Origin of the sequence: Catellatospora coxensis, from assembly GCF_016862635.1 — a bacterium.
Classification (GTDB): Bacteria; Actinomycetota; Actinomycetes; order Mycobacteriales; family Micromonosporaceae; genus Catellatospora; species Catellatospora coxensis.
Map to the genome: position 1 here is coordinate 1 of NZ_BONI01000027.1, position 24894 is coordinate 24894.

General features: G+C 71.6%; 30 protein-coding genes. 18 read left to right on the forward strand and 12 right to left on the reverse strand.

Annotated elements, in window-relative coordinates:
• The first annotated feature begins 145 nt into the window (after positions 1-145).
• Positions 146-733 (forward strand): GNAT family N-acetyltransferase, encoded by a 588-nt coding sequence (locus Cco03nite_RS17110; protein ID WP_203693102.1) that lies wholly within the window; start codon positions 146-148, stop codon positions 731-733.
• A gap of 5 nt (positions 734-738) precedes the next feature.
• On the opposite strand, the gene Cco03nite_RS17115 is transcribed toward Cco03nite_RS17110, so the two are convergent.
• Together Cco03nite_RS17115 and Cco03nite_RS17120 are read right to left on the reverse strand one after the other, a co-directional pair.
• Entirely contained in the window at positions 739-1269 is a 531-nt protein-coding gene (locus Cco03nite_RS17115; protein ID WP_203693103.1) for a DUF6817 domain-containing protein, read from the reverse strand.
• A gap of 82 nt (positions 1270-1351) precedes the next feature.
• The gene (locus Cco03nite_RS17120; RefSeq protein ID WP_203693104.1) at positions 1352-1927 is read right to left on the reverse strand and encodes a maleylpyruvate isomerase N-terminal domain-containing protein; all 576 of its coding nucleotides are present in this window, start codon (positions 1925-1927) and stop codon (positions 1352-1354) included.
• A gap of 261 nt (positions 1928-2188) precedes the next feature.
• Here Cco03nite_RS17120 and Cco03nite_RS17125 point away from each other — a divergent pair, with 261 nt between their 5' ends.
• The 7 genes from Cco03nite_RS17125 to Cco03nite_RS17155 all read left to right on the forward strand — a co-directional run bounded on the left by Cco03nite_RS17125 (position 2189) and on the right by Cco03nite_RS17155 (position 8399).
• On the forward strand, positions 2189-3490 hold the full coding sequence (locus Cco03nite_RS17125; protein ID WP_203693105.1) for an extracellular solute-binding protein: 1302 nt from the start codon (positions 2189-2191) through the stop codon (positions 3488-3490).
• 85 nt (positions 3491-3575) lie between these two features.
• Positions 3576-4592, forward strand: coding sequence for a carbohydrate ABC transporter permease (locus tag Cco03nite_RS17130; RefSeq protein ID WP_203693106.1), 1017 nt, complete (start codon positions 3576-3578; stop codon positions 4590-4592).
• 13 nt (positions 4593-4605) lie between these two features.
• A complete protein-coding gene (locus Cco03nite_RS17135; protein ID WP_239167449.1) occupies positions 4606-5496 on the forward strand; it encodes a sugar ABC transporter permease in 891 nt (296 codons plus the stop codon).
• Between the two features lies 1 nt (position 5497).
• Entirely contained in the window at positions 5498-6514 is a 1017-nt protein-coding gene (locus tag Cco03nite_RS17140) for a LacI family DNA-binding transcriptional regulator (protein WP_203693108.1), read from the forward strand.
• Positions 6515-6548: 34 nt separating this feature from the next.
• Positions 6549-6923: an FKBP-type peptidyl-prolyl cis-trans isomerase gene (locus Cco03nite_RS17145; protein ID WP_275412049.1), complete on the forward strand. Its 375-nt coding sequence runs from the start codon at positions 6549-6551 to the stop codon at positions 6921-6923.
• Positions 6924-7057: 134 nt separating this feature from the next.
• Entirely contained in the window at positions 7058-7636 is a 579-nt protein-coding gene (locus Cco03nite_RS17150) for a P-loop NTPase family protein (protein WP_203693109.1), read from the forward strand.
• Positions 7637-7724: 88 nt separating this feature from the next.
• Positions 7725-8399, forward strand: a complete 675-nt coding sequence (locus Cco03nite_RS17155; protein ID WP_203693110.1) for a GOLPH3/VPS74 family protein — start codon at positions 7725-7727, stop codon at positions 8397-8399.
• Positions 8400-8415: 16 nt separating this feature from the next.
• Here the strand turns inward: Cco03nite_RS17155 and Cco03nite_RS17160 are convergent, their stop codons facing one another.
• A complete protein-coding gene (locus Cco03nite_RS17160) occupies positions 8416-9507 on the reverse strand; it encodes an epoxide hydrolase family protein (protein ID WP_203693111.1) in 1092 nt (363 codons plus the stop codon).
• A 94-nt stretch (positions 9508-9601) separates the two neighbouring features.
• Here Cco03nite_RS17160 and Cco03nite_RS17165 point away from each other — a divergent pair, with 94 nt between their 5' ends.
• The 4 genes from Cco03nite_RS17165 to Cco03nite_RS17180 all read left to right on the forward strand — a co-directional run bounded on the left by Cco03nite_RS17165 (position 9602) and on the right by Cco03nite_RS17180 (position 12755).
• Positions 9602-10048, forward strand: coding sequence for a MarR family winged helix-turn-helix transcriptional regulator (locus tag Cco03nite_RS17165; protein WP_203693112.1), 447 nt, complete (start codon positions 9602-9604; stop codon positions 10046-10048).
• A 41-nt stretch (positions 10049-10089) separates the two neighbouring features.
• A complete protein-coding gene (locus Cco03nite_RS17170; RefSeq protein WP_373314265.1) occupies positions 10090-11073 on the forward strand; it encodes a DUF2332 domain-containing protein in 984 nt (327 codons plus the stop codon).
• 92 nt (positions 11074-11165) lie between these two features.
• A complete protein-coding gene (locus Cco03nite_RS17175; protein ID WP_203693114.1) occupies positions 11166-11876 on the forward strand; it encodes a hypothetical protein in 711 nt (236 codons plus the stop codon).
• Between the two features lie 42 nt (positions 11877-11918).
• Positions 11919-12755, forward strand: a complete 837-nt coding sequence (locus Cco03nite_RS17180) for a hypothetical protein (protein ID WP_203693115.1) — start codon at positions 11919-11921, stop codon at positions 12753-12755.
• Positions 12756-12836: 81 nt separating this feature from the next.
• On the opposite strand, the gene Cco03nite_RS17185 is transcribed toward Cco03nite_RS17180, so the two are convergent.
• From Cco03nite_RS17185 to Cco03nite_RS17195, 3 genes are all read right to left on the reverse strand, one after another.
• Positions 12837-13193, reverse strand: coding sequence for a GlsB/YeaQ/YmgE family stress response membrane protein (locus tag Cco03nite_RS17185; RefSeq protein ID WP_203693116.1), 357 nt, complete (start codon positions 13191-13193; stop codon positions 12837-12839).
• Between the two features lie 85 nt (positions 13194-13278).
• Positions 13279-13713 carry a hypothetical protein gene (locus tag Cco03nite_RS17190; RefSeq protein WP_203693117.1) on the reverse strand — a complete coding sequence of 145 codons (435 nt, stop codon included), beginning with the start codon at positions 13711-13713 and terminating at the stop codon, positions 13279-13281.
• The gene (locus Cco03nite_RS17195; protein ID WP_203693118.1) at positions 13710-13991 is read right to left on the reverse strand and encodes a hypothetical protein; all 282 of its coding nucleotides are present in this window, start codon (positions 13989-13991) and stop codon (positions 13710-13712) included. Before Cco03nite_RS17195 ends, Cco03nite_RS17190 begins: the two co-directional genes overlap by 4 nt.
• A 90-nt stretch (positions 13992-14081) precedes the next feature.
• Between Cco03nite_RS17195 and Cco03nite_RS17200 the strand changes: the two genes are divergently transcribed.
• Genes Cco03nite_RS17200 through surE form a run of 5 tightly spaced genes read left to right on the forward strand, consistent with a single transcriptional unit; the run spans position 14082 to position 18705 of the window.
• Positions 14082-14867, forward strand: a complete 786-nt coding sequence (locus Cco03nite_RS17200; RefSeq protein ID WP_203693119.1) for an RNA ligase family protein — start codon at positions 14082-14084, stop codon at positions 14865-14867.
• On the forward strand, positions 14854-16014 hold the full coding sequence (locus Cco03nite_RS17205; RefSeq protein ID WP_203693120.1) for an AAA family ATPase: 1161 nt from the start codon (positions 14854-14856) through the stop codon (positions 16012-16014). The genes Cco03nite_RS17200 and Cco03nite_RS17205 overlap by 14 nt, the downstream gene beginning before the upstream one ends.
• A 9-nt stretch (positions 16015-16023) precedes the next feature.
• Positions 16024-16827, forward strand: a complete 804-nt coding sequence (otsB, locus tag Cco03nite_RS17210) for a trehalose-phosphatase (protein ID WP_239167442.1) — start codon at positions 16024-16026, stop codon at positions 16825-16827.
• A gap of 55 nt (positions 16828-16882) precedes the next feature.
• Positions 16883-17890 (forward strand): 1-phosphofructokinase family hexose kinase, encoded by a 1008-nt coding sequence (locus tag Cco03nite_RS17215; protein WP_239167443.1) that lies wholly within the window; start codon positions 16883-16885, stop codon positions 17888-17890.
• Between the two features lie 32 nt (positions 17891-17922).
• Positions 17923-18705 (forward strand): 5'/3'-nucleotidase SurE, encoded by a 783-nt coding sequence (surE, locus tag Cco03nite_RS17220; protein ID WP_203693121.1) that lies wholly within the window; start codon positions 17923-17925, stop codon positions 18703-18705.
• A 1-nt stretch (position 18706) separates the two neighbouring features.
• On the opposite strand, the gene Cco03nite_RS17225 is transcribed toward surE, so the two are convergent.
• The 5 genes from Cco03nite_RS17225 to Cco03nite_RS17245 all read right to left on the reverse strand — a co-directional run bounded on the left by Cco03nite_RS17225 (position 18707) and on the right by Cco03nite_RS17245 (position 23384).
• Positions 18707-19174: a hypothetical protein gene (locus Cco03nite_RS17225; RefSeq protein ID WP_239167444.1), complete on the reverse strand. Its 468-nt coding sequence runs from the start codon at positions 19172-19174 to the stop codon at positions 18707-18709.
• A gap of 149 nt (positions 19175-19323) precedes the next feature.
• A complete protein-coding gene (locus Cco03nite_RS17230; RefSeq protein ID WP_203693123.1) occupies positions 19324-19632 on the reverse strand; it encodes a DUF6582 domain-containing protein in 309 nt (102 codons plus the stop codon).
• Between the two features lie 40 nt (positions 19633-19672).
• Positions 19673-21880, reverse strand: coding sequence for a xanthine dehydrogenase family protein molybdopterin-binding subunit (locus Cco03nite_RS17235; protein ID WP_203693124.1), 2208 nt, complete (start codon positions 21878-21880; stop codon positions 19673-19675).
• Positions 21877-22866, reverse strand: a complete 990-nt coding sequence (locus tag Cco03nite_RS17240) for an FAD binding domain-containing protein (protein ID WP_203693125.1) — start codon at positions 22864-22866, stop codon at positions 21877-21879. Before Cco03nite_RS17240 ends, Cco03nite_RS17235 begins: the two co-directional genes overlap by 4 nt.
• A complete protein-coding gene (locus Cco03nite_RS17245; protein ID WP_373314266.1) occupies positions 22866-23384 on the reverse strand; it encodes a (2Fe-2S)-binding protein in 519 nt (172 codons plus the stop codon). Before Cco03nite_RS17245 ends, Cco03nite_RS17240 begins: the two co-directional genes overlap by 1 nt.
• Before the next feature lie 299 nt (positions 23385-23683).
• Between Cco03nite_RS17245 and Cco03nite_RS17250 the strand changes: the two genes are divergently transcribed.
• Positions 23684-24070, forward strand: a complete 387-nt coding sequence (locus Cco03nite_RS17250) for a DUF2267 domain-containing protein (RefSeq protein ID WP_203693126.1) — start codon at positions 23684-23686, stop codon at positions 24068-24070.
• Here Cco03nite_RS17250 and Cco03nite_RS17255 read toward each other — a convergent pair.
• Positions 24067-24822 carry a hypothetical protein gene (locus Cco03nite_RS17255; protein ID WP_203693127.1) on the reverse strand — a complete coding sequence of 252 codons (756 nt, stop codon included), beginning with the start codon at positions 24820-24822 and terminating at the stop codon, positions 24067-24069. The two genes, Cco03nite_RS17250 and Cco03nite_RS17255, sit on opposite strands and share 4 nt — an antisense overlap.
• Positions 24823-24894 lie beyond the last annotated feature (72 nt).

Below are 24894 nucleotides of genomic sequence, written 5' to 3' on the forward strand. Positions count from 1 at the left end.
GATCACCCCGACCACAAGACATACCCGACATACACCACACAGCACCTTGACGCCACATAGTCGTTATTGATGGTGTCAGCCTCTGCCGGAGGCAGGAGCCATTCACCGTTTGCGTGGCGGGGCCGCACCTCGCCATCATCGCGGGATGATCGACCAACCGACCGCCGAATTCTCCATCAAGCCGACTCTCACCGGTGAGAGGGTCGTACTGCGCCCGTTCATCGACGCTGACCTGGACGGCATTCGTGCCGCGCTGGTCGACCCGGAGGTGATCCGGCTGACCGGAAGCACGGCCGACGAGGACGAAGCCGAGCAGGAGAAGATCCTGCGCCGCTGGTACGGAACACGCAACGCCCAGCCGGACCGGCTGGATCTGGCCGTGGTGGACCGCACCACGGACGGGTGTGTCGGCGAGGTGGTGTTCAACGAGTGGAACAAAGTCAGCCTGAGCTGCAATTTCCGGGTGCTGCTCGGCCCGTCGGGCCGGGACCGGGGCTTGGGCACGGAGGCCGTCCGGATGTTCCTCGGGTACGGCTTCGAGCGGCTGGGCCTGCACCGGATCGAACTGGAGGTGTTCGCGTTCAATCCACGGGCGCGGCGGGTGTACGAGAAGGTGGGTTTCGTCGCCGAGGGAGTGCTACGTGAGGTGCTGCGTGACGGCGACGGCTGGGTCGACGCGACGGTGATGTCGATCCTGGCGGCGGAATGGGCGCGCCATCGCGGCCGGCCGTGACCGGTTCAGCGGCCGAGCACGCCGCGGGCGTCGGCGAGCACGGCCGGGGTGGCCAGTTCGGCCCAGGACTCGAACACCTCCCGGAAGTAGCCGCCGTAGCGAGCGGCGAAGTCGGGTGACTGCTCGCACAGGTCGAGTTCGTTGACGATGCTCAGATCGACCAGGGGGCGCAGCTCAGCGGCGGTGAGGGTGTAGACGGTGCCGTCGAAGCGGTCGTGCAGCTGCCGGGTCTGGGCCAGCGGCCGCCAGGTGGCTTTGCGCAGGCAGGCGGCGTACCGGTGGACGAGCTGTTCGGCCTTGTCGCCGACGGCGGCGCGGAGCAGGGGGCGTTCGTCGAGGGTGAGCAGCGCGGTATCGAAGCCGTCGGTGCCGTAGGCGGCGTGCGCGAGTCCGGCGAGGGCGACCCATTCGGGCAGGGCGTGGGCGGTGAGCCGGTCGTGGACGCGCTCCAGGTGGGAGCAGAGGCTGCCGCCGGGGTGGTCGATGGTCTGTGCACCCCGTTGATACAGCAGGGCTTTGACGGATTCGGCGCTCATCGGGCAACGGTATGGGGCGGACCCCGTGACGTCACGCGTCAGTGGAAAATCGCACTGGCGGCCGATCGACGTAGCGATCCGGTCAGGTCCTGGTGGCGCGCCAGCTCCAGGTGGTGCGGCCCGGGTGGCCGGGTAGTTCGCCGCGGCCGGTGCACCACAGCAGCACCGCCGCGGGGTCGCCGGGCGGGGCATCGGGGAAAAGCCGGTGCAGGATCAGCTCGGCGAGTTCGCCGGGCACGGTCCAGGACGGGGCAAGGCCGCGGGTGATGTCGTGGGTGTGCAGCAGCGTCTCGGCCATGCCCATGGCGGCGAAGCCGCTCGGGTCGCAGGGTCCCCAATGCCAGGCGCGTATTGCGGGGTCGGCGGTGTCGAGGATCGCGGTCAGCAGCCCACCCGCGGCGGTGATGATCTGCAGCAGGTGGGCCGGGGTGGCCGCGGGCCGCACGGTCAGGTCGCAGGGCAGGTAGGCGTCGTCGGGGGCGGCGGCGAGCTGGGTCGCGTACGCGGTGAGGTCGTGGGCGATGTGTGCGGCGGTGTCGTGACAGTTCCAGTCCAGCGGCCCGGCCGGCAGGGACCAGTCAGCGGCCAGGTGCGGGCGGAGAGCGGCTTGCAGGCCTTGCAGGGCCTGGCGGAGATCCTCGGGACCGGGGTCGCGCATCGGTGCACTGTGTCACGTCCGGTGGGGGCGGCGACAGCCGATTCGCCCACCTGCTGAAACTGTTAGCAAGGTCTGCCAATTGATTTCAGTAGATCACAAGGCTGTGAACGGCGTCACGCATGCATATTGTGGCGATTTGACGGGTTTGTTGACGCCTTTTGGTAACGGCGTTGCGGGAAAAGCCGCAAGGACTTTCTGAATCAGAAACTTCTTGCTAACGTCGCGCGCTGGAAGGACAGGCATACCCCCGAGGAGCGAATAATGCGTCGCACCGCCAGAGGGATCGCCGTTCTTGCCTCCGCTGCCATCGCACTCGCGGTGACGGCCTGTGGCAACGACGCGACCGAGGCACCCACCAAGACCGACCCCGCGGCCCTGTCGGCCGAGCTGACGTGGTGGGACACGTCGGACCCCGCCAACGAGGGCCCGGCGTTCAAGGAGCTCATCACCGAGTTCAACAAGAGCTACCCGAACGTGAAGATCAACTACCAGTCGGTCCCGTTCGCTGACGCGCAGAACAAGTTCAAGACCGCCGCCGCGGCCAAGTCCGGCGCCCCGGACATCCTGCGCGCCGAGGTGGCGTGGGTGCCGGAGTTCGCCTCCCTGGGCTACCTGTACAACCTCGACGGCAGCGAGCTGCTGGCCGACGAGTCGGACTACTTCGCCACCCCGATGTCGGCGAACAAGTTCGAGGGCAAGACCTACGGCGTGCCGCAGGTCACCGACTCGCTCGCGCTGATGTACAACAAGGCGATCTTCACCAAGGCGGGTATCGCCGAGGCTCCGAAGACCTGGGCCGACGTGAAGACCGCGGCCGCGACGATCAAGGCCAAGACCGGCACGGACGGCCTGTTCATCAACGCCGGCGGCTACTTCCTGCTGCCGTTCATCTACGGCGAGGGCGGCGACCTGGTCGACACCGCCGCGAAGAAGATCGTCGTGAACTCCGAGGCCAACGTCGCCGGCATCAAGATCGCCGCCGACCTGGTCAAGTCCGGCGCCGCGGTCAAGCCGCCGTCGGCCAAGGACTCCTACGGCACCATGATGACCCTGTTCAAGGAGCAGAAGGTCGCCATGATCATCAACGGCCCGTGGGAGGTCAACAACGTCCGTACCGCCCCGGCGTTCGGCGGCATCGAGAACCTCGGCGTCGCCGCGGTTCCGGCGGGCTCGGCCAAGGCCGGCGCGCCGGTCGGCGGCCACAACTACGTGCTGTACTCCGGCATGGCGCAGGACAAGGCCGCCGCGGCCATCGCGTTCGTGAAGTTCATGTCCTCGGCGCAGTCGCAGGCGTTCCTGGCCGACAAGCTGGGCCTGCTGCCGACCCGCAAGTCGGCCTACGAGATCGACAAGGTGAAGAACAACGCGGTCATCGCGGCGTTCCAGCCGGTCGTGGCCTCCGCGGTGGCCCGCCCGTGGATCCCCGAGGGCGGCCAGTTCTTCGTCGCGCTCGACACGATGGCCACCGAGGTCCTGATCCAGGACAAGGACGTCAAGACGTCCCTCGACGGGGTCGCGAACACGTACAAGACCGAGGTCGTCACCGCCTACACGGCGTCCTGACCCTCACCTGAGGCCGGTCCCCGCACGGGGGCCGGCCTCAGGGCCTTTCCCTTGCGCCCCTTTTCACCCCACTCGGAGCACGCCCGTGAGCACAGACACCGCCACGCCGGCCCGGACCAGCCCCCCGCCGCGTGAGACCCGACGACCCGGCCGGCTTCGCCGCAGCTGGGACAAGCACTGGTACGCCTGGGTGATGGTCGCCCCGGTCGTCATCGTGCTCGGCGTCCTGATCTTCTATCCGCTCGGCCGCGGCATCGTGCTGTCGTTCACGAACCTCACCGAGGCCAACCAGCTCGCCGAGATCTGCAGCAAGTCGATCACCGGCACCGAGCAGTGCAAGGCCAACCCGAACGCGTGGGAGTTCGTCGGCCTCGACAATTACACGAACATCCTCAGCGGCAAGATCGGCAAGTTCTGGCAGTGGCTGGGCGTGACGCTGCTGTGGACCGTCGGCTGCGTGGTGTTCCACTACGCCATCGGGCTGGGCCTGGCCGTGCTGCTCAACCGGCCGATGCGCGGCCGCGGCGTCTATCGGGTGCTGCTGATCCTGCCGTGGGCGGTGCCGGCGTTCGTGTCCGCGTTCGCCTGGCGGTTCATGTTCAACGAGAACTTCGGCCTGATCAACTCGGTGCTGGAGTCGGTCGGCATCGAGCGCGTCGCCTGGTTCGCCGACTGGCGCACCTCGCTGCTGACCGCGATCATCACCAACATCTGGCTCGGCGTGCCGTTCATGATGGTCACCCTGCTGGGCGGTATGCAGACCATCCCCGGCGAGCAGTACGAGGCCGCCGAGATCGACGGCGCCACCCCGTGGCAGCGCTTCGTCAACATCACGCTGCCCGGCCTGCGCCCGGTCAGCATGACTGTGCTGCTGCTCGGCACGATCTGGACGTTCAACATGTTCCCGATCATCTTCCTGGTCAACGGCGGCGGCCCCGCGGGGCAGACCGAGATCCTGGTGACCGGCGCGTTCCGGGCGGCGTTCGAGGGCATCCGCAACTACTCGCTGGCCTCGACGTACGGCGTGCTGATCCTGTCCATCCTGCTCGTCTTCTCCGTGTTCTACCGGCGGGCGCTGCGCAAGCAAGGCGAGGTGTGGTGACATGACGATGACCATGGCCCCCGGCACGACGGCCGGGCAGTCCGCACCCGCCCCGCAGGCCAACAAGCCCAGCCGTGCCAAGCGCAGCCCGCTGGCCTCGCTCGGCCTGCACGCGACGCTGATCGTCGCGTCGCTGATCGCGCTGACGCCCATCGTGTGGGTGGTGCTGAGCTCGTTCAAGCCCGAGCAGTGGGTGCAGAGCAGCGAGCTGTCGCTGGTCAAGGAACCGACCCTGGGCAACTACGAGTACGTGCTGTTCGAGACGAACTTCGGCACCTGGATGCTCAACTCGGTGATCATCGCGGTGGTCACGATGGTGATCGGCATCCTGATGTCGGCGACGACCGGGTACGCGCTGTCGCGGTTCAACTTCCCGGGCCGGCGCAAGCTGATGATGGTGTTCCTGGTGACGCAGATGTTCCCGGTCGCCATCCTGATCGTGCCGATCTACCAGATCATGGCCACGCTCGGGCTGATCAACACGCATGCGTCGCTGGTCATCGCGTACCTGACGATCGCGGTGCCGTTCTGCTCGTGGATGCTCAAGGGCTACTTCGACTCGATCCCGACGTCGCTGGACGAGGCCGCCTCGATCGACGGGTGCGGGCCGTTCCAGACGTTCTGGCGGGTCATCATGCCGCTGGCCCGGCCGGGCATCGCGGTGACCGCGTTCTACACGTTCCTGACCGCGTGGGGCGAGGTGGCGTACGCGTCGGCGTTCATCCAGACCGACGACAGGTTCACCCTCGCGTACGGCATGCAGCAGTTCGTGCCGCAGTTCAACGCCCAGTGGGAGTACCTGACCGCCGCCGCGGTGCTGGTCACGGTGCCCGCCGGGCTGGTCTTCCTGTACGCCCAGCGCCACCTGGTGTCCGGCCTGACCGCCGGCGGGACGAAGGGCTGAGGTGGGTACGCAGACGCGCGCGCGCCTGGCCGACATCGCCGCCCAGGCGCAGGTCAGCCAGGCGACGGTGTCCCGGGTCCTCAACGACCGGCCGGGCGCGTCGGCCAGCACCCGGCAGGCGGTGCTGACGGCGCTGGACGTGCTCGGCTACGAGCGGCCCGGCCACCTGCACCGCACCGGCGCGGGCCTGGTCGGGCTGATCCTGCCCGAGCTGGACAACCCGATCTTCCCGGCGTTCGCGCAGATCGCCGAGTCGACGCTGGCGCAGCAGGGCTACACGTCGATGCTGTGCACGCAGACCCCGGGCACGGTCAGCGAGGACGAGTACGTCGACATGATGCGCGAGCGTGACGTCGCCGGGATCGTGTTCATGTCCGGCATGCACGCCGCCGCCGACGGCGACCCGGCCCGATACCACCGGCTGACCACCGACGGTGTGCCGTTCGTGCTGGTCAACGGATTCCTGCCGGGGGTGGCGGCGCCGTTCGTGTCGTGTGACGAGCACGGCGCGGCGGAACTGGCGGTGGCGCACCTGGCCTCGCTCGGGCACCGGCGCATCGGCCTGGTGTGCGGGCCGCGCCGGTACACCCCGACGCGGCGCAAGGTCGCCGGCTATCAGGCGGCGATGGCGGGGCTGTACGACGGCGACCTGGAGGAGCTGATCGAGATCGCGCCGTTCGGGGTCGAGGGCGGTCACGGGGCCGCGCTGCGGCTGCTGGAGCGGGGTGTGACGGCGATGCTGTGCGGGTCGGACCTGATGGCGCTCGGCGCGATCCGGGCGGTGCGCGCCAACGGGCTGTCCGTGCCTGAGGACGTGTCGGTGGTCGGGTTCGACGACTCGCTGCTGATGGCGTACACCGACCCGCCGCTGACCACCCTGCGCCAGCCGGTGCGGGCGATGGCCCAGGCCGCGGTGCGCGCGCTGCTCGACGAGATCGGCGGGTACGCCGCCCCGCACAGCGAGTACATGTTCCGCCCGGAACTGGTGGTCCGCGGCTCGACGGCGGCGCTGCGCTGACAACGTTCTCCGTACCCCGCCTAGGATGGCTCTTATGACCTTGAGCAAACCGACTGTGGAGTTCCCCGGGGGCGAGGCCCCGACCGACCTGGTGATCACCGACCTGATCGTCGGCACCGGCGACGAGGCCGTGCCCGGCCGCCAGGTCGTCGTGCACTACGTGGGCGTGACCTTCGACGGCGGCGAGGAGTTCGACGCCTCCTGGAACCGCGGCTCCCCGTTCACGTTCCCGCTCGGCGGCGGGCGCGTCATCCAGGGCTGGGACCTGGGCGTGGCCGGCATGAAGGTGGGCGGCCGCCGCCAGCTGATCATTCCGGCGAAGCTCGCCTACGGCAACCGCGGCGCCGGCGGCGTCATCAAGCCCGGCGACACCCTGGTCTTCGTCGTCGACCTCCTCGAGGTCCGCTGACCCACTCCCCCGGCGATCTTGCGCGAACGGTGGGGACGACACGCTCGTTCCGGGCGTATCGCCAACAGTTCGCGCAAGATCGTCGGGATCATGGCGGGGGCGCGGCGGGGGATCTTGCGGGTTAGACTCGCGCGGTGCCGTTGCTGACCGTTGCCGATCCGCTGCCGTGGGTTCCCAGGCGTGTGCTGGTCGCGGGCACGTCGGGGGCCGGTAAGACCACGCTGTGCGCGGCGATCGCCGCGGCGCTGGGGCTGCCCCGGGTCGAGCTGGATGCGCTGCACCACGGGCCGGACTGGGTGCCCCGGCCGAGTTTCGCCGCCGAGGTCGCCGCGTTCACGCAACAGCCGCGCTGGGTGACCGAGTGGCAGTACAGCGACAAGCTCGGCGACCTGCTGTCCGGCAGCGCCGACACGGTCGTCTGGCTGGACCATCCGCGCCCGCTGATCATGTGGCAGGTCACCCGGCGCACGGTACGCCGCAGGTGGCGGCGCGAGGAGTTGTGGAACGGCAACACCGAGGGTCCGTTGCACACCCTGTTCACCGATCCCGAGCACGTGATCCGCTGGGCGTGGCGTACCCACCGCAAGCCCGGCCTGCGGGTGGCGGCGGTGCTGGAGCAGCGTGGCGAGCACGTCGCCGTGGTCCGCCTGCGCGGGCGGGCCCAGGTGCGGCGGTGGCTGCGCCGGCTGGACGAGGGCACCCTGCTCGGGTGAACCCGCGCCCCGGCGGACCTGCGGCGTTCCGGGACGCCGCGGCCCGGTAGCGGCCCTCATATGAGGTCAAAGCGCCTAAACTCGGCGTATGGAGCTCTCGCTGGCCGAACAGCTGGTCCTGCTCAGTTATGACGACGCGACCGGCAGGCCGCTGGTGCCCATCAACCACCTCGACTGCGGCATCGAGGGCGCGGTCCTGCTCAGCCTGGCCAACGCCGGCCGGATCGCGATCCACCACGGGCACGTGCAGGTCGCCGACCATACGCCCACCGGCGACCCGTCACAGGACGCCGCGCTCGTGGAGATCGGCGAGGACGTCAAGGGCCACGCGCCCGACTGGTGGATCTACCACCTGGCCTCCCCGCACCACCGCCAGCGGCTGCTGGACAACCTCGTCGACAAGGGCGTGCTGCGGCGCGAGGACCACCGGGTGATGGGTGTGTTCCACCGGCCGCGTTATCCCCTGGCCGACCAGGCGGTCAAGAAGGAGCTGGTGGACCGGGTCCGCAACGTGGTCAACCGGATCGCCGAGCCCGACCGCGACTCGGTCAGCCTGCTCGCGCTGAGCCACACCATGATGCTGGACCGGCACTACTTCCCCGAGGTCAATCACGACGACATGCGCCACCGCGTCATGGAGCTGGCCGAGGGCGAGTGGGCCGCGCCGGCCGTCGGCAAGGTCATCTACGCCATGAACATGGCCGTCATGGCCGCGATCACCGGCGGCATCGCGTCGTCGTCCACCGCCGCCGTCTCCGGCTGAGCTGCGCGTCCGGCGGTCAGCGCCGGTCGAGGCGGGTGCGGAAGAAGTCGCGGACGTCGGCGGCGAGCAGGTCCGGGACCTCCATCGCGGCGAAGTGGCCGCCGCGGTCGAACTCCGACCAGTGCCTGATGTCGTACAGCCGCTCGGCCAGCGGCCGTACCGACTGCGTGATGTCGTGGGCGAACACGGCCACGCCGACCGGCGCCCGGCACGGCAGGGCCTGGCCGCGGGCGGCGTCGTGGTGCAGCCGCGCCGCCGACGCCGCGGTGGCGGTCAGCCAGTACAGGGAGACGTCGGTGAGGATGCGCTCGTCGCTGACCGGTGAGCGGGGGTCGGTCCACTGCGCGAACCGCTCGGCGATCCAGACCAGCTGCCCGACCGGGGAGTCGGTCAGCGCGTAGCCGATGGTCTGCGGGGTGAGCGCCTGCAGCGCCTGGTACGGCGGGCGGTTGGCCATCAGGTGCCGGACCTTGTCGAGCCGGGCCTGGTCCGCCTCGGACAGGTCGAGGCGGGCGTCGGGGTCCGGGCGGGTCGGCAGGTAGTTGACGTGTACCCCGACGACCTGCTCGGGTGCGACCGCGCCCAGCGCCAGGGAGATGCCCGCGCCGAAGTCGCCGCCCTGGGCGCCGTAGCGCTGGTAGCCGAGACGGTTCATGAGTTCGGCCCAGGCTCGGGCGATCCGGGCGAGGTCCCAGCCGCGGTCCCGGGTCGGGCCGGAGAAGCCGTAGCCGGGGATGGACGGGATCACCAGGTGGAAGTCGCGGGACAGCGGCTCGATCACGTCCAGGAACTCCAGGAACGAGCCGGGCCAGCCGTGGGTGAGGATCAGCGCGAGCGCGTCCGGCTTGGCCGAGCGCACGTGTACGAAGTGGATGTTCTGGCCGTCGATCTCGGTGGTGTGGTGCGGGAGCTTGTTGAGTGCGGCCTCGTGGGCGCGCCAGTCGTAGCCGGTGCGCCAGTGTTCGGCCAGCTGCTGGAGTCGGGCGAGCGGGAAGCCGTAGTCCCATCCGGCGTCGGCGACCTCGTCGGGCCAGCGGGTGCGGGCGAGCCGGTCGGTCAGGTCGTCGAGGTCGGCCTGCGGGATGTCGATGCGGAACGGCTTGATCATGGTCGGGCTCCTGAGGTCGATCGTTGGTGCGCCTAACGTTAGGTGGCCAAACGACTTTTCGTTAGGGGTACCAACGATTTGTTAGGGTGATCACATGGACACCACCGAGCCCACCCGGCTGACCGGCCTGCCCAGCTGGCTGCTCACGCAGACCGCCGCCCACGCCGGACGCCTGGTCAGCGAAGGGCTGGCCGGTGTCGAGGCCCGCGGCTACCACTACCGGGTGCTGGCCACCCTCGACGAGTACGGCCCCGCCAGCCAGGCCGACCTCGGCCGGCGCAGCGGCATCCACCTGTCCGACCTGGTCGCCGCCATCAACGAGCTGGCCGCCCGGGGGTATGTGCAGCGCTCCCCCGACCCCGACGACCGGCGCCGCAACGTCGTCACCGTCACCGACGCCGGACGCCGGCAACTGGCCGCGCTCGACGAGCAGCTCGCCGCCGTACAGCAGCGGCTGCTCACACCGCTGGACGGCGAGGAGCGCGCACAACTGGCCGCGCTGCTGACCAAGCTGCTCGCGTACCACCGCCTGTCATCCTGATCACGATGCGCGCCGCCCCGCCGGCGGCCTACGGTACGACCGTGCATGGCATCCCCCGCAGCGACGAGGCCCTCGCCCGGACCTATCACGACTTCGCGGTCAACGAGGCCGCCGGCCGCTCCCCGGCCTACGAGCGGCTGTGCCGCGCGGTGTCCGCCGACGCCGAGGTGCTCGCCCTGCTCGGCACGCTGCCGCTGGCCAAACGCCAGCCCAACCTGCTGCTCGGCGCGGTCCGCCTGCTCGGCGGCCCCGTCGATGACTACCCGGCCTTCCGGGGCTGGCTGCTCGAGCACTGGCCCGCGGCACGCGAGCAGATGCTCGCCCGGAGCACGCAGACCAACGAGGCCGCGCGGTGCGCGCTGCTGCTGCCCGTGCTCGCCGCGCTGCCGCAGCCGCTCGCGCTGCTGGAGGTCGGCGCGTCGGCGGGACTGTGCCTGTACCCGGACCGCTTCCGGTACCGCTACGGCGACCGCGACCCGATCGGCCCCGCCGGCGGGCCGCTGCTCGCATGCACCGTCGACGGCCCGACACCGGTCCCGGACCGGCTGCCGCACGTCGTCTGGCGCGCCGGCATCGACCTGAACCCGCTCGACGTCACCGACCCCGCCGACGTGCGCTGGCTGGAAAGCCTGATCTGGCCCGAGCACCACGACCGGCGCGAGCGCCTGACCGCCGCCGCGGCGATCGCCGCCGCCGACCCGCCGCTGCTGGTACGCGGCGACCTCAACGAGGCCCTGCCGCGACTCGCCGAGCAGGCCCCCGCCGCAGCGACCCTGGTCGTGTTCCACACCGCGGTGCTCGCCTACCTCGACGCGGCGGGCGTGGACCGGTTCACCGGACAGCTGACCGAGCTGACCCGGCGCAGGCCCGGCACGGTGTGGCTGAGCAACGAGGCGCCCCGGGTCGTCCCGCAGGTCGCCGACCGGCTGCCCCGCCCGGCCCCGCCCGGCCGGTTCGTCCTGGCCGTCGACGGCCGGCCGGTCGCCTTCACCATGCCGCACGGTCAGGGCGTCGACTGGCTCTGACGTCCACGCGCGGGCCGTCGGACCATACCGTCCAATCCCCAGATGACCAGCGGCCGTGCGGGTTCTACAGTGTTGCGGTCGAAGGGACAGCGATGGCGCAGCAGAACGGCCGGTCGGCCACCGGGCAGGCCGCGGACAACACGCCGCTCGACGTCGCGGCCAGCTCGGTCGCCGGGCTGGGCCTGCTGGTCGGAGCGCTGGGCGCGGCCGGGCTGGTGCTCGTGCTGTGCACCAACTCGCTGGCCGGCGTCGGCCTGACCATGGTCAACATCGCGGTCCCGGCGATCGCGTTCGGGTACGCGCTGCTCGGCGCCGCCCCGCGCGGGTCGGCCCGGCCGCGCCGGATCGCCGCGATCACCCTGGCCGTGGTCATCGCGGCCGGAGCGACCGGGTTGAGCTGGGGCCTGTCCGGGGTGGCGATGCGCCAGTTCGCGCCCGCCGACCACATCGGCCGGTACGGCGAGCGGGCCCAGGTCGCCGTCATGGACGCCGACTGCCGCCACGGGACCATCTGGCGGCGCGGGCCCCGGGCCGACTTCTACTGCGAAGGGGCGACCTGGCGGGCCGCCGGGCGCGACGAACGCGGCCGGCTCACGCTGTTCTACCAGGAGCTGGAGCCGCGCTCGCAGAGCCGGCTGATCGACGCGTACGTGCTGGGCAACGAGGGTTACAGCGTGGAACGGGTCGGCGAGGTCGAGTCGTGGGCGTGGTGGGCCGGGCGGCCGCTGTGGCTGCTGCTGGGCCTGCCGGTGCTGGCGTTGGGTGTGCTGTCGCGCCGCAACCTGATGTCGCCGCGGCCCTGACCCGGGCGGGTCCCGTTTGACCGGCGCGCTACCGTGCGGGTCGTGACCCGACCCGTCTCCGCCCCGTACCGTGTCACGGCCACCGTCGTGGCGCTGCTCGGGCTGTCCGCCGCCGCGCCGTTCCTGTACCGGACCGGGCCCGTCGGGTACGCCGCGCTGCTGGTGCCCCTCGGGCTGCTGCTCGCGCTGGCCTGGCTGATCCGGCTCGGGCAGTGGATGCTCGCCGCCGGCGCGCCGCCGTGGCCGGCCCGGCTGACCCTGCACCTGGCGCAGAGCCCGCAGGCCCAGCAGCGCGGCCGGGCCGTCCGGGTCGCCGACGCGGTCGGCCGAACGTCCGACTTCGACGCCACCCCGGCCGGGTACGCCGTGTGGGCGGTGCTGCAGCGCGGCAGCGCCCCGCTGCTGAACCAGCGGGTCGTGTGGGAGCGGTGGCTGCGGGAGCTGACCGGGGAGCAGCGGGTGCTGGTACGCCGCCGCGCCGGCGTCGCCGTGCTCGACGTGGAGGGCCGCGGGCGGATCTGGCCGTCGAGCTTCACGCTGCGCCGCCGCCCGTGGGGGGTGGCGTTGACGCCGCTGGGCGGCACGTCGGCGGGCAACGACCTGTCGTGGTGGCGGCTGCTCACGGTCGTGGTGCTGGTGGTGGCGCTGCTCGCGGGCCCGGCGGTCGGGCGTGGGGATCACCTGGACGCGGTGTGGGCGGCGGTGTACGTCGTCGTGCTGGCGTTCGGGGTCGGGCAGTGGTTCGGGGTGATGCCGCCGGGGCGGCAGAGCGGGCAGAAGTCCGCCGGCAGCGCCCGGATCCCGGGGCCGCGCGCCGAGCCCGCCAAACCTCACCGCGGCGGCCGCTTCACGGGCACGTCGAAGACCCGCAAGCGTTAAGAAGGGCACCTTCTACATCGCATGGCGATGTGAAGGTGCCCTTCCTTCCCTACCCCCACGGAGGGTTTGTGGCGATGGTGGTCAGGTGGTGGTGTTGCGGCGGCGGCGGCGTACGGGGCGGCCGCCTTCGTCGGCGATGAAGGTGCGGGTCAGGGCCATCGCGATGATGATGCCGATGACCGCGCAGACCACCTGGACCAGCAGCTCGGACCAGCTCCAGGTGAAGTGCCAGCCGGCCCAGTTCCAGTCCAGCCGGGCCGGCCACATGCTCTCCCAGCCCATCTGCCGCGACACCCAGGTGCCCAGCAGCGCGGCCAGTATTCCCACCACGAAGGTGGCGATCACTCCGATGTTCTGGCGGCCGGGGAGAACCAGCCGGCCGAGGGTGCCGATCACGATTCCGATGAGGATTGCGCTCAGGATTCCGGTCGCCGTCATGGCGCGGGTCTACCCGCTGCCGCACGGTTTAATCCTCGCCGCGATACCGGTTCCGGGACCGGCCCGGACCGTCGGGGCGCGACGGTCAGGACCAGGGCTTCTCTAGCTGGATGGTGGTGACCGAGCTGACGATCGCGGTGTAGCGCTCGGGATGGTCGGTGAGGATGTACGCGTCGGTGCGCACCGCGAGCATGGTCAGGTCGGAGTCGGCGAGTTCGTGCAGGCGGTCGTGGCCGGGGCGGGTGAGGTCCATGAACCGGCCGAGGCTGGGCCAGTCGGCGGTGGACTCGACCACCACGCAGTTGTCGTTGGTGCGCAGCACGTCGAGCAGGCGGGCGTCGGCGCCGCGGGCGAGGGCCTCGGCCAGGGACGCGGTGGTGACGGCGAACAGCTCGCCCTGCTCGTCGAACTCGCCGATGAGCTCGCCGACGGTCTCGTGGGCCCCGAACGCGCAGATCGCGGAGGGGTCGAGGATGAGGCGGATCGGCGGGATCTCGGTCTGGTGGTCGGGTTCGGTCATGCCGCCCAGCCCATGCGGCGGCGCAGCTCGTCACGCTCGGCGCTGCCGTGCTCGGCGCGCTGTGCGGCGGCGTCGAGCTGTTCGCGGGCCCACAGGCGGGCGCGGCGGCGGCGGTCGTCGGTCAGCGGCACGCCGTGGTGGCGCTGGTAGGCCTCGGCCTCCGCGTCCTGGGCGATCTTGCGCCGGACCAGGCGGTTCACTTCGGCGGAGGCGTTCTCGTGCGTTTTGAGGTACGCGACGACGTCGTCGGCGAGGTAGAAGCTCTTGGTCTCACCCATGTCCAATAGACTACTGCGCTTTTTCTGATAGGGCCATCGGGTTGATAAAGCGTTCGCCCGGGCGGGTGCTGGGCGGCTACAACATACGGCGTGATCGTGAAGTATCCGCGTACGCCGCATCTGGCCGGATCGCGCCTGCAGCCCGGCGACGAGGACCTGGCCCAGGTGCCGTTCGCGCGTATCCGCGGCCGGCACGTGGTCGCCGAGGAGAAGCTCGACGGCGCGAACGCCGGGATCAGCTTCACCGCCGACGGGGTGCTGCGGCTGCAGTCGCGCGGGCACCACCTGTCCGGCGGGCCGCGCGAGCGGCAGTTCGCGGTGCTCAAGTCGTGGGCGGCGACGATCGCGCCGCTGCTGTGGGAGCGGCTGGGCGACCGGTACGTCTGCTACGGGGAGTGGATGTACGCCAAGCACACGGTCTTCTACGACGCGCTGCCGCACTACTTCTGCGAGTTCGACGTGCTGGACACGGCGACGGGCGAGTTCCTGGACACGCCGCGGCGGCGGGAGCTGCTGGACGGGCTGCCGGTGCGCAGCGTGCCGGTGCTGGCGGCGGGGCCGTTCGACCGGCTGGAGCAGCTGACGGGGCTGGTGGGGCCGTCGGTGTGCCGTACGCCCGGCTGGCGTGACGGTCTGGCGGCCGCGGCGGTGGAGGCCGGGGTCGATGCGGCGCGGGCGGCGGCCGAGAGCGACCGGGCCGACGAGATGGAGGGGCTGTACCTCAAGGTCGAGGAGGGCGGCCGGGTCGTGGAGCGCTACAAGTGGGTGCGGGCCAGTTTCCTGACCGCGGTGCTGGACTCCGGCTCGCACTGGGCGGACCGGCCGATCGTGGCCAACCGGCTGGCCGACCCGGAGGTGCTGTATGCGGGCCTTTGAACGGTTGTGCCCGGCCGGGCCGGGCTGGGTGCTGGACTGGGCGGCCGTCGAGCGGGAGTTCGACTGGGTGCGGCGGCTGGCCGGGGTGCCTCAGGATCCGCTGCATCACGCCGAGGGTGATGTGCTGACCCATACCCGGATGGCGGCCGAGGCGCTGGTGGCGCTGCCGCAGTGGCGGGACCGGCCGCGTGATGAGCAGGTGCGGCTGTTCGCGGCGGTGCTGCTGCACGACGTGGCCAAGCCGGACTGCACCCGGCACGAGGACGGGCGGGTGACCGCGCACGGGCATTCCCGGCGCGGTGAGCTGATCGCGCGGCGGGTGCTGTGGGAGGCGGGCGCGCCGATCGAGTGGCGTGAGCACGTGGCGGCACTGGTGCGTCACCACCAGGTGCCGTTCTGGGCGCTGGAGCGGCCGGATCTGGAACAGATCGCGCTGCGGGTGTCGCTGGTCGCGCGCAACGACGACCTGGCGCTGCTGGCCACCGCGGACATCCTGGGCCGGGTCTGCGCGGACGCGGACACGGTGCTGGAGAACATCGGCCTGTTCCGGGAGTACTGCGCGGATCTGGGGGTGCTGGACCGGCCGTGGGAGTTCGCCTCCGACCATGCACGGTTCGTGTACTTCCGTACGCCGGGCCGTGATCCACGGTATGCGGCGTTCGACGACACGCGGCTGACGGTGACGGTGCTGTCAGGGCTGCCGGGGGTCGGCAAGGACACCTGGCTGGCGGCGAACCGGCCGGAGCTGCCGGTGGTGAGCCTGGACGAGATCCGGGCGCGGACGGGCGTGGACCCGGCCGGTGACCAGCGGGCGGTCGCGGCGGAGGCGCACGAGCTGGCGCGCGGGCATCTGCGGGCGGGGCGCTCGTTCGCGTGGAACGCGACGAACGTGTCGCGTCAGCTGCGGGAGCTGTGCATCGGGCTGGCGGCGGCGTACCGGGCGCGGGTGGAGGTGGTGGCGCTGGAGGCGCCGGGTGCGGTGCTGCGGGCACGCAACGCGGCCAGGGCGGCGCCGGTGCCCGATGCGGTGATCGATAGGCTGATCGGCAGGTGGGAGACGCCGGACGTGACGGAGTCGCACACCCTACACCGGTGGGACACGAATGATCGTGTACTTCACGTGATCCCGCGGTCACGGGTGGCCTAGAGTAGGCGAGTGATCGAATCGCAGAGCGTCACTGACGCACTACGCATAGCAGCCGAAAGACGTCAAACCTGCGGTTTCTTCTTCGACTTCGACGGCACCCTCTCCGAGATCCGCGACGACCCGGCCGGGGTCGAACCGGTGCCCGGCGTCGTGGCGGCCGTGGCCGAGATCGCCGAACACATCCGCACCGTCGCGGTCGTGTCGGGCCGGCCCGTCGACTTCCTTCGCAAGCACTTCGGCGGCCTGCCGGTGCGCCTGTACGGCCTGTACGGCATGGAGTCCCTCGACCCCGACGGCACCCTGTGGACCGACCCCGAGGTCGTGCCGTGGATCTCCGCGGTCGCCGACGTCGCCAAACGCGCCGTCACCGAACTCGACCCCGACATCCTGGTCGAGGACAAGCGGCTGTCGGTCGCGCTGCACTACCGCACCGCCCCGCACCTGCGGGCCCAGGTCGAACGCTGGGGCGGCGACCGGGCCTCCGAGTACGGCCTGTCGCCGCTGCCAGGCCGTATGGTCCTCGAACTCAAACCGCCGATCCGCCGGGACAAGGGCGGCGTCATCCGCGCCGCCACCGGTGACCTGAGGTGCGTCTGGTACTTCGGCGACGACCTGGGCGACCTGCCCGCCCTGACCGCGCTCGCCGACCGCGCCAAGGCCGACCGCGGCTTCGAGGTGTTCCGGGTCGGGGTGTCCAACCCCGAGACCGGCGACCAGGTCGCCGCCATGATGGACGTCATCGTCGGCTCGCCGCGCGACCTGGTGCCGCTGCTGCGCCAGGCCGGGCAGGCCTTCACCCCCTCGCACACGTGATCGAACTCCGGCGGCAGCAGGATTGAGCCGGCCGCCGCCGGGGTAAGCGCTGATCATGCCGGAATCAGTCATGGTGTTCTCACCGTCCCCGCAGCTCACCGTCACCATCGAGCAGGTCGGCGACGAAGAGGAGATCCACCTGCATGCCGGCGGCCAGGGTGTGTGGGTCGCCCGCATGATCAAATCCTTGGGCGTACGGGTCGTGCTGTGCTCGGCGTTCGGCGACGAGACCGGCCGGGTCGTGCGCAACCTGATCCTCGACGAGGGCCTGGAGGTCGGCGCGATCGACGTCGCCGCCCGCAACGGCGCCTACGTGCACGACCGCCGCGACGGCACCCGCAACGAGATCGCCCAGGCCCCCGGGCAGCCGCTGAGCCGCCACGACCAGGACGAGCTCTACAACGTCGCACTCGCCGAAGGGCTGCGCGCCGAGGTCGCGATGCTCGCCGGGGTCGCCGACCCGCAGGTGCTGCCACCCGACGTGTACCGGCGGCTGGCCGGTGACCTGCGCCGCAACGGCACCAAGGTCGTCGCGGACCTGTCCGGCGACTACCTGACCGCCGTGCTGGAAGGCGGCGTCGACGTGCTCAAGGTGTCGCACGAGGAGGTGCTGCGCGACGGCCGGGCCACCGAGGAGACCATCCCGGGCCTGGTCGCGGCCATGCACCGGCTGCGTGAGGAGGGCGCGGGCGCGGTCGTGCTCAGCCGCGCCGAGCACCCCGCGCTGGTGCTCATCGACGACGAGGTGCTCCAGGTCGAACTGCCCCGCCTGGAGCCCGCCGACCACCGCGGCGCGGGCGACTCGATGACCGCCGGCGTCGCCGCGATGCTGGCCCGCGGCCGCGAACTCGAAGAGGCCGTCCGCACCGGCGCGGCCGCCGGGGCGCTCAACGTGACCCGCCACGGCCTGGGCACCGGCCGCGCCGACGTGATCGCCCAGTTCACCACCCGGGTCGCGCTGACCCCGCTGCCCGGCGCGAGCGCCGCCGCGCCCCCGCCGGCCGAACAGCGCGGCGGGCACACCTCCCCGGAGCAGCTCGCGGAGAAGGTGAAGCGCTCGTGACCCGCTCCCCCGCACCGACGAAAGGAAGCCCGATGACCCGGGTCCTGATCACCAACGACGACGGTATCGAAGCACCCGGCCTGCACCGGCTCGCGTTCGCCGCGGCCGCCGCCGGGTTCGACGTGGTGGTGGCGGCCCCGGCCCGCGACTCCAGCGGCGCCAGCGCCGCGATCAGCGCCGTCGCCCAGGACGGGCGCATCGTCGTCGAGGAGCGCAAGCTGCCGGACCTGGACGGGGTGCCCGCGTACGCGGTCACCGGCACCCCGGCGCTGGCCGCGCTGATCGCCACCCGGGGCGCGTTCGGGGACCCGCCCGACGTGGTGCTGTCCGGCGTCAACCGGGGCGCGAACGCCGGCCCCGCGGTGCTGCACTCGGGCACCGTCGGCGCGGCGCTGACCGGGGCCACCTACGGCTGCCACGGCCTGGCCGTGTCCCTGGACCTCGCCGACGGCGACCTGACCGACGACGACCGGCACTGGGACACCGCCGCGGGGTACGCGGTCGCGCTGCTGCGGCTGCTCGACGGGCTGCCGAAGGAGACCGTGCTCAACCTGAACGTGCCCGACCTGCCCGCCGAGCAGGTCCGGGGGCTGTGCCGGGCCCGGTTCGGCCGGTTCGGCCAGGTGCAGATGCGCATCGCCGAGCGCGGCAGCGGTTTCGTGCGCACCGCCCTCGAAGACACCGGAGCGCGCCTGGAGCCGGGCACCGACATGGCGCTACTGGCCGACGGTTACGCCACGGTGACGCCGCTGCAGCCGCTCGGCGAGGCCGCCGTCGACCTGCCCGACCTGGCGGGCCTGCTCACCGCCGTGTGAGCTACGCCGACGAGCCCAGCGCGGAGATCAGGGCGACGCCGCCGCAGCACAGCAGGAACAGCGCGGGGAAGAACACCAGCATGATGAGGTAGTTCGACCACATGCCGAACGTGGTGACGTCGGCGCCCTGGCCGTCGAAGACCCGGTTGCGCCAGCCGCCAAAGCGGAACGCGAGCTGGTGTCCCGCGCCGGGGTGCACGGTCAGCGCTGTCTTGATCATGGGCATGCCGAACGGGTCGGTCACCTTGACCTCGTGCGGCCCGGCCGGCACGAGGACGTAGTACGTGCCCTCGCCACCGAACGGCACCTGCCGCCCGTCGATCTTCAGCTTGGACGTGGACGCCGCGGACACGATGTACGGGCCGCGATTGAAGCTCACGATGAGCACGCCGTGGCCCTCCGGCACGGGCACGGGCATCGGGTACGCGGTGTAGGGGATGAGCGAACCGGGTGGCAAGGGGTGCGACATGCGGCCGATCATGCCAGAACCCCGCGACGCTCGCGACGGTCCACAAACGACCGGACTGGCGACGGTTGCAGTCTCCCGGAAAGTGCTTGAAACACGCACCTCCGGCGTGCAGGTTCCCTGAAACTGCACGCCCGACGACGGGTCCGGCGTCAGTGGGCGGGGTTGCGGGTGTGGGGTTTGCGGCCCAGTTGGCGCCAGCCGGTCTCGGCGACGTCGACGCCGTAGTGCTTGGCGGCGGCGAGCAGGTTGGCGAACGCGAGGTCGCGGTCGTCGTCGTCGACGTCCTTGACCTGGTCGAAGCGGGCCAGGGCGTTGCGTACGTGGTCGGCGTCGGTCAGCGGCAGTTTGCGGCTTTCCGGGAACGCGAAAACCGACTCGGGCAGGCGGTTCTTGTCGGCGGTGCTCAGCTCGCCTTCGACCTCGTACGCACGCCACGTGGTTTTGGTCTTGGTTGTCATGGTTTGGGGTTACCCGGCCCGCGGCGGGGCCCAAACCTGGTCACATCATCAGCTGGTCGATGGTGATGGGCAGGTCGCGCAGGCGGCGGCCGGTGGCGTGGTGCACGGCGTTGCCGATCGCGGCGGCAACCCCGACCAGGCCGATCTCGCCGATGCCCTTGGTGCCGGCCGGAGTGTACCGGTCGGGTTCGCCGACGAACACGACCTCGACGTCGGGCACGTCGGCGTTGACGGCCACCAGGTAGTCGCCGAAGGTGCCGTTGGCGACCCGGCCGGTGCCGGGGTCGGTCAGGGTGTCCTCGAACAGGGCCTGGCCGATGCCGCCGACGGTCGCGCCGATGATCTGGCTGCGGGCCAGCTTCTGGTTGAGGATGCGCCCGCCGTCGGTGACGCTGACGACGCGGCGTACCCGCAGCCGGCCGATCATCGGGTCGATGGCGACCTCGACGAACCGGGCCCCGTACGCGCCCGCCTGGGCCATGGCGGCGGCCTCCGGGTCCGGCGGTCGCACGCGGCCGTCACCCGAGGCCTCGACCAGGTTCTGCCCGGCGAGCAGGTCCGCGATCGGCACCCGGACGGACGGGTCGTCGCGGCGGCACAGCGCGCCGTCGCGGCACATCACGTCCTCGGGGCGTTGCCCGTGCAGCGGCGAGTCCGGGCCGGCCAGGTCGAGCAGCGCGCCCTGCAGGTGCGCCACGGCGTCGATGACGGCGTTGGACACCGAGGACGCCAGGCCGGAGCCGCCGGACTGGGCCGAGGCGGGCAGGTCGCTGTCGCCGAGCTGGAAGTCGACCTGCTGCGGGTGCAGGCCCAGCAGGTCCGCGGCGAGCTGCGTGATGACGGTGTACGTGCCGGTGCCGAGGTCGGTGGCCGCGGACCGCACGGCGGCGGTGCCGTCGGCGTACACGGTGACGCGGGCCTGGGACATCGGCAGGTAGGCGAAAAACCCGGCGGCGGCCATGCCCCAGCCGATGAGCAGGTCGCCCTCGCGCATCGACGAGGGCCGCGGGTCGCGCCGGGACCAGCCGAAAAGTTCCGCGCCGACCTTGCAGCACTCGACCACGGCGTTGGACGACCACGGCTTGCCGTCGGCCGGGTCGACGGCGGTGGCGAAGTTGCGCAGCCGCAGTTCGAGCGGGTCCATGCCGAGTTCGTGGGCGAGCTCGTCCATGGCGGTCTCGACGGCCCAGTTGCCCTCGGCCTCGCCGGGCGCGCGCATCGAGGTCGGGTAGCGGCGGTTGAGCCGTACGGTGCGCTCGACGGTGGCGACGTTCGGGCACGTGTACAGGTGCGGGGTGCCGCTGGTGATCAGCCCGACGGCCAGGAAGTCGATCGACGACAGCGACGTGGCCCGGTGCTCGATCATGGTGAGCGTGCCGTCGCGGGCCGCGCCGAGGCGCACCTGCTGCTCGGTGTCGGGGCGGTGCCCGACGAGCCGGAACATCTGCGGCCGGGTCAGCATGACCTTCACGGGGCGGCCGAGTTCCCGGGCGGCTCCGGCGGCGAGCAGCTTGTAGGGCCACTGGTTGAGCCCGGCGCCGAAGCCGCCGCCGAGGTAGGGCACGCGTACGCGGACCCCCGATTCGGGCACGCCGAACATGACGGCCAGGGTCTTGCGCAGCGCGATGGTGCCCTGGGTGGTGTCGTGGATCTCCAGGTGGTCGCCGTCCCAGGCGGCGACGCAGCCCATCAGCCCGAGCGGGTTGTTGGTGTTCTCCGGGGTGCGGTAGGTCGCGCCGACGCGCACGTCGGCGGCGGCCCACCCGGCCTCGGTGTCGCCGCGCGAGGTGTCCGGTGACAGCGGCAGCGTCTCGAGCCTGCCGTCGGCGGGGTCGAGCAGCGGCGTCTCGGCCGCATAGGTGACCTCGATGAGGCGGGCGGCCTCGGTGGCCTCCTGCACGGTGTCCGCGACGACGAGGGCGACCTCCTGGCCGTGGAAGGTGATCCGGTTGTCCTGCATCGGCGTGGTCGGGGCCTCGCCGAACAGGACGTCCGGCGAGTGGTTCAGGCGCGGGAAGTTCTCGTGCGTGAACACGGCCCGTACGCCGGGCAGGGTCAGCAGGGCACTGGTGTCGATCTTCGTGATGGTGCCGGCGGCGACGGTCGAGGTGACCACGACGGCGTGCAGCATGCCGGGCAGGGTGACGTCGCTGGCGTACGGGGCGGTGCCGGTGACCTTGTGCGGGCCGTCGACGCGGTCGATGCCCTTGCCGACCCAGGTGCCGAGTTCGGGTTTGGTGGCGGTCATCGCGGTGCCTCCGTCATGGTGAGCAGCTGCCGGGACAGGGTGCGGACCGCGAGGTCGACCTTGAACGCGGTGCCGGGCACGGTGAACGCCGACGCCATGGTGGCCCGGCCGGCCTGTTCGAAGCGCACCGGGTCGACGTGGGTGCCGCGCAGCATGTCCTCGGCCTCGCGGGCCCGCCACGGCACCGAGCCGACGCCGCCGAGCGCGATGCGGATGTCGGCGATCATGTCGCCGTCCATCTGCAGCGCGACCGCGGCCGAGGTCAGCGCGAACTCGTAGGAGGCCCGGTCGCGGACCTTCAGGTAGCCCGAGCGCCAGCCGGCCGGCAGCAGCGGGATGTCGATCTCGGTGATCAGGTCGCCGTGGCCGAGCACGTTCTCGATGGAGGGGCCCTCGTCGGCGCGTACCCAGAACTCGGTCAGCGGGATGCGCCGCTGCCCGGACGGCCCGTCGACCAGCACCGACGCCTCGACGGCGATCAGCGGCACGGCGACGTCGGAGGCGTGCAGGGCGATGCAGCGCTCGTCGACGCCGAGCACGGCGTGCATGCGGGCGACGTTGTCGACGGCCGCGCAGCCGGAGTCGGGGCTGCGCCGGTTGCACGCCGACACGCTCGGGTCGCGGAAGTAGCGGCAGCGGGTGCGCTGCAGCAGGTTGCCGCCGATGGTGGCCATGTTGCGCAGCTGCACCGACGCGCCGTGCAGCAGCGCCTCGCGCACGAACGCCAGCCGCTGGGCGACCACGGGTTCGGCGGCCAGCTGCTCCATGGTGGTGAGCGCGCCGACCTTGAGCTGCTGGCTCTCCACGAGGATGCCGCGCAGCGGCAGGCGGGTGATGTCGACCAGCCGGTCGGGCGTCCACACGCCGTCCTTCATCAGGTCGAGCTGGGTGGTGCCGCCGGCCAGGAACGCGGCCTGCGGGTCGGCGGCCACCGCGGCGACGGCCTCGCCGACGGCGGTGGGACGGTCGTAGACGAAGGCCCGCATCACGCACCTGCCCCGTCGGCGATCTCGCGTACGGCGGCGACGATGTTGCCGTACGCGCCGCAGCGGCACAGGTTGCCCGACATGTACTCGCGGATCTCGGCGTCGCTGCCGGCGCGGCCCTCACGCAGCAGGCACACCGCCGACATCAGCTGCCCGGAGGTGCAGAAGCCGCACTGGAACGCGTCGTGGCGCAGGAACGCCTCCTGCATCGGGTGCAAGCCCGACTCGCCGGCCAGCCCCTCGACGGTGGTGATCTGCCGGCCGTCGGCCTGCGCGGCGAGCATCAGGCACGACAGCACCCGCGCGCCGTCGACGTGGACCGTGCACGCGCCGCAGGCGCCCTGGTCGCAGCCGCGTTTGGTGCCGGTGAGCCCGGCGCTGTCGCGCAGCGCCTCCAGCAGGGTGGTGCGGGTGTCGACGCGCCACTGCGCCGGTGCGCCGTTGACGACGGTGAACACGTCGACGGTGTACTGATCCTGCGTCGATGGGGCACGTGTGCCGCTTCGGGTGGTTTTCACGGGACGCCTCCGGCCGCCGCCCGGTCGCCGCAGGGCCCTGCCGCGCCGACGACCGGCATGGAGTGGACACCTCAGGATGCCATCGATCGCCGCTGCTCAACGCCGGTTCGGCACATCCCGTACAGGGGAGGTGAGCACGGCCGCGGGGTGGCGACACGCCGCCGGACACGTCCGCACGTTCATGGTCGACCCGATCGGGGGGTGGGTGAAACGGTGTAAAGGGTGGTGTAGGGGGCATGGGGGCTTAGGGTGTTGATGGATCACCCCCGACCGTGTGGATCGAGTACGGGAGGGAACGTATGGGAGACAAGCAGTTCTTTCGCAAGGTCGCCGAGCTGTCGGGGTTGACCGTGGAGGAGGCGGCCGACACGACGCGGGCGACGCTGGAGTGCCTGGCGGCGCGGCTGAGCAACGGAGAGAACCGGCACCTGGCGGCGCACCTGCACGAGGGGCTGCGGGACTCGCTGCCGCCCAACGGGCGCATCAAGTGCTTCGACCTGCCGGAGCTGCTGCGCCGGGTCCAGGAACGCACCGGGCTCAACGAGCGCGACACCGACGCCGGGGTGCGCGGGGTGTTCACGGCCCTGCGTGAGGACCTCGGGGACGAGACGTTCGACCACGTCATGCAGCAGCTGCCCAACGATTTCCGGACCATGGCCCGCACCCGGGTCCGCGCCGCGGCCTAACGCTCGCGGTAGGCCACCAGGCTGGTGCGGTCGGCGGACCCGGCGCTCTCCGACCGCACCAGCCCCACGCCGGGGGCGAAGAAGCGCAGCAGCCGCACGTCGCGTAGCAGGGGCGAGGTCTGCTCGATCGCCACGACGTCGCGGTAGCCGCCCGCGGGCACGCTGACCTGCTCGTGCACGGCCAGCACCCGGGCGGAGTCCTCGGCCCGGCCGCGGCTGTACCCGATCCGCCAGCGCTGACCGGGCACCGGCCGGGCCGACATCGCGATGCCGGGCTGCGCGCCGCCGACCCCGGCCTGCCAGCCGTCGGAGCCGGTGAGCGTGCCGTCGACGTAGTCGCGGGCGGATTCGCCCAGCAGCCACACGTTGCCCGCGCTGTCCTGGGCGTACCAGCTGGTCCGGTCGCTCAGGACGCCGCCGCCGGCGTCGGTGGTCAGCGCCCGCTGCGCCACCGTGGCGATGCCCGCGACGGCGGGTCCGGGGGCGACGGTGACCTCGGTGCGGATGTCGCCGTCCGGGCCCGTGGCGAGGTAGTTCCACCGGGCTCCGGCGGGCAGCGGCAGATACGGATTGTCGACGGCGGAGCTGAAGTCGGCGGGGTCGAGCCGCACGGGCTGGGCGCCCTGCGGCAGCGGCGACGGGGCCGGGGTCGGCGCGGGCGTGGGCACGGCCGACGGGCGCGCGGCGGCCGGGCCGAGCAGCAGGCTCGCGGTCAGGGCCAGCGCGAGGGTGAGCGGCTGCAGGTGGACCACGCGTCCATGCTCGCAACGTCCCCGCACCGGAAATGTGCGTTTGGCGGTAACCGCCCGATTGAATCCCGATAT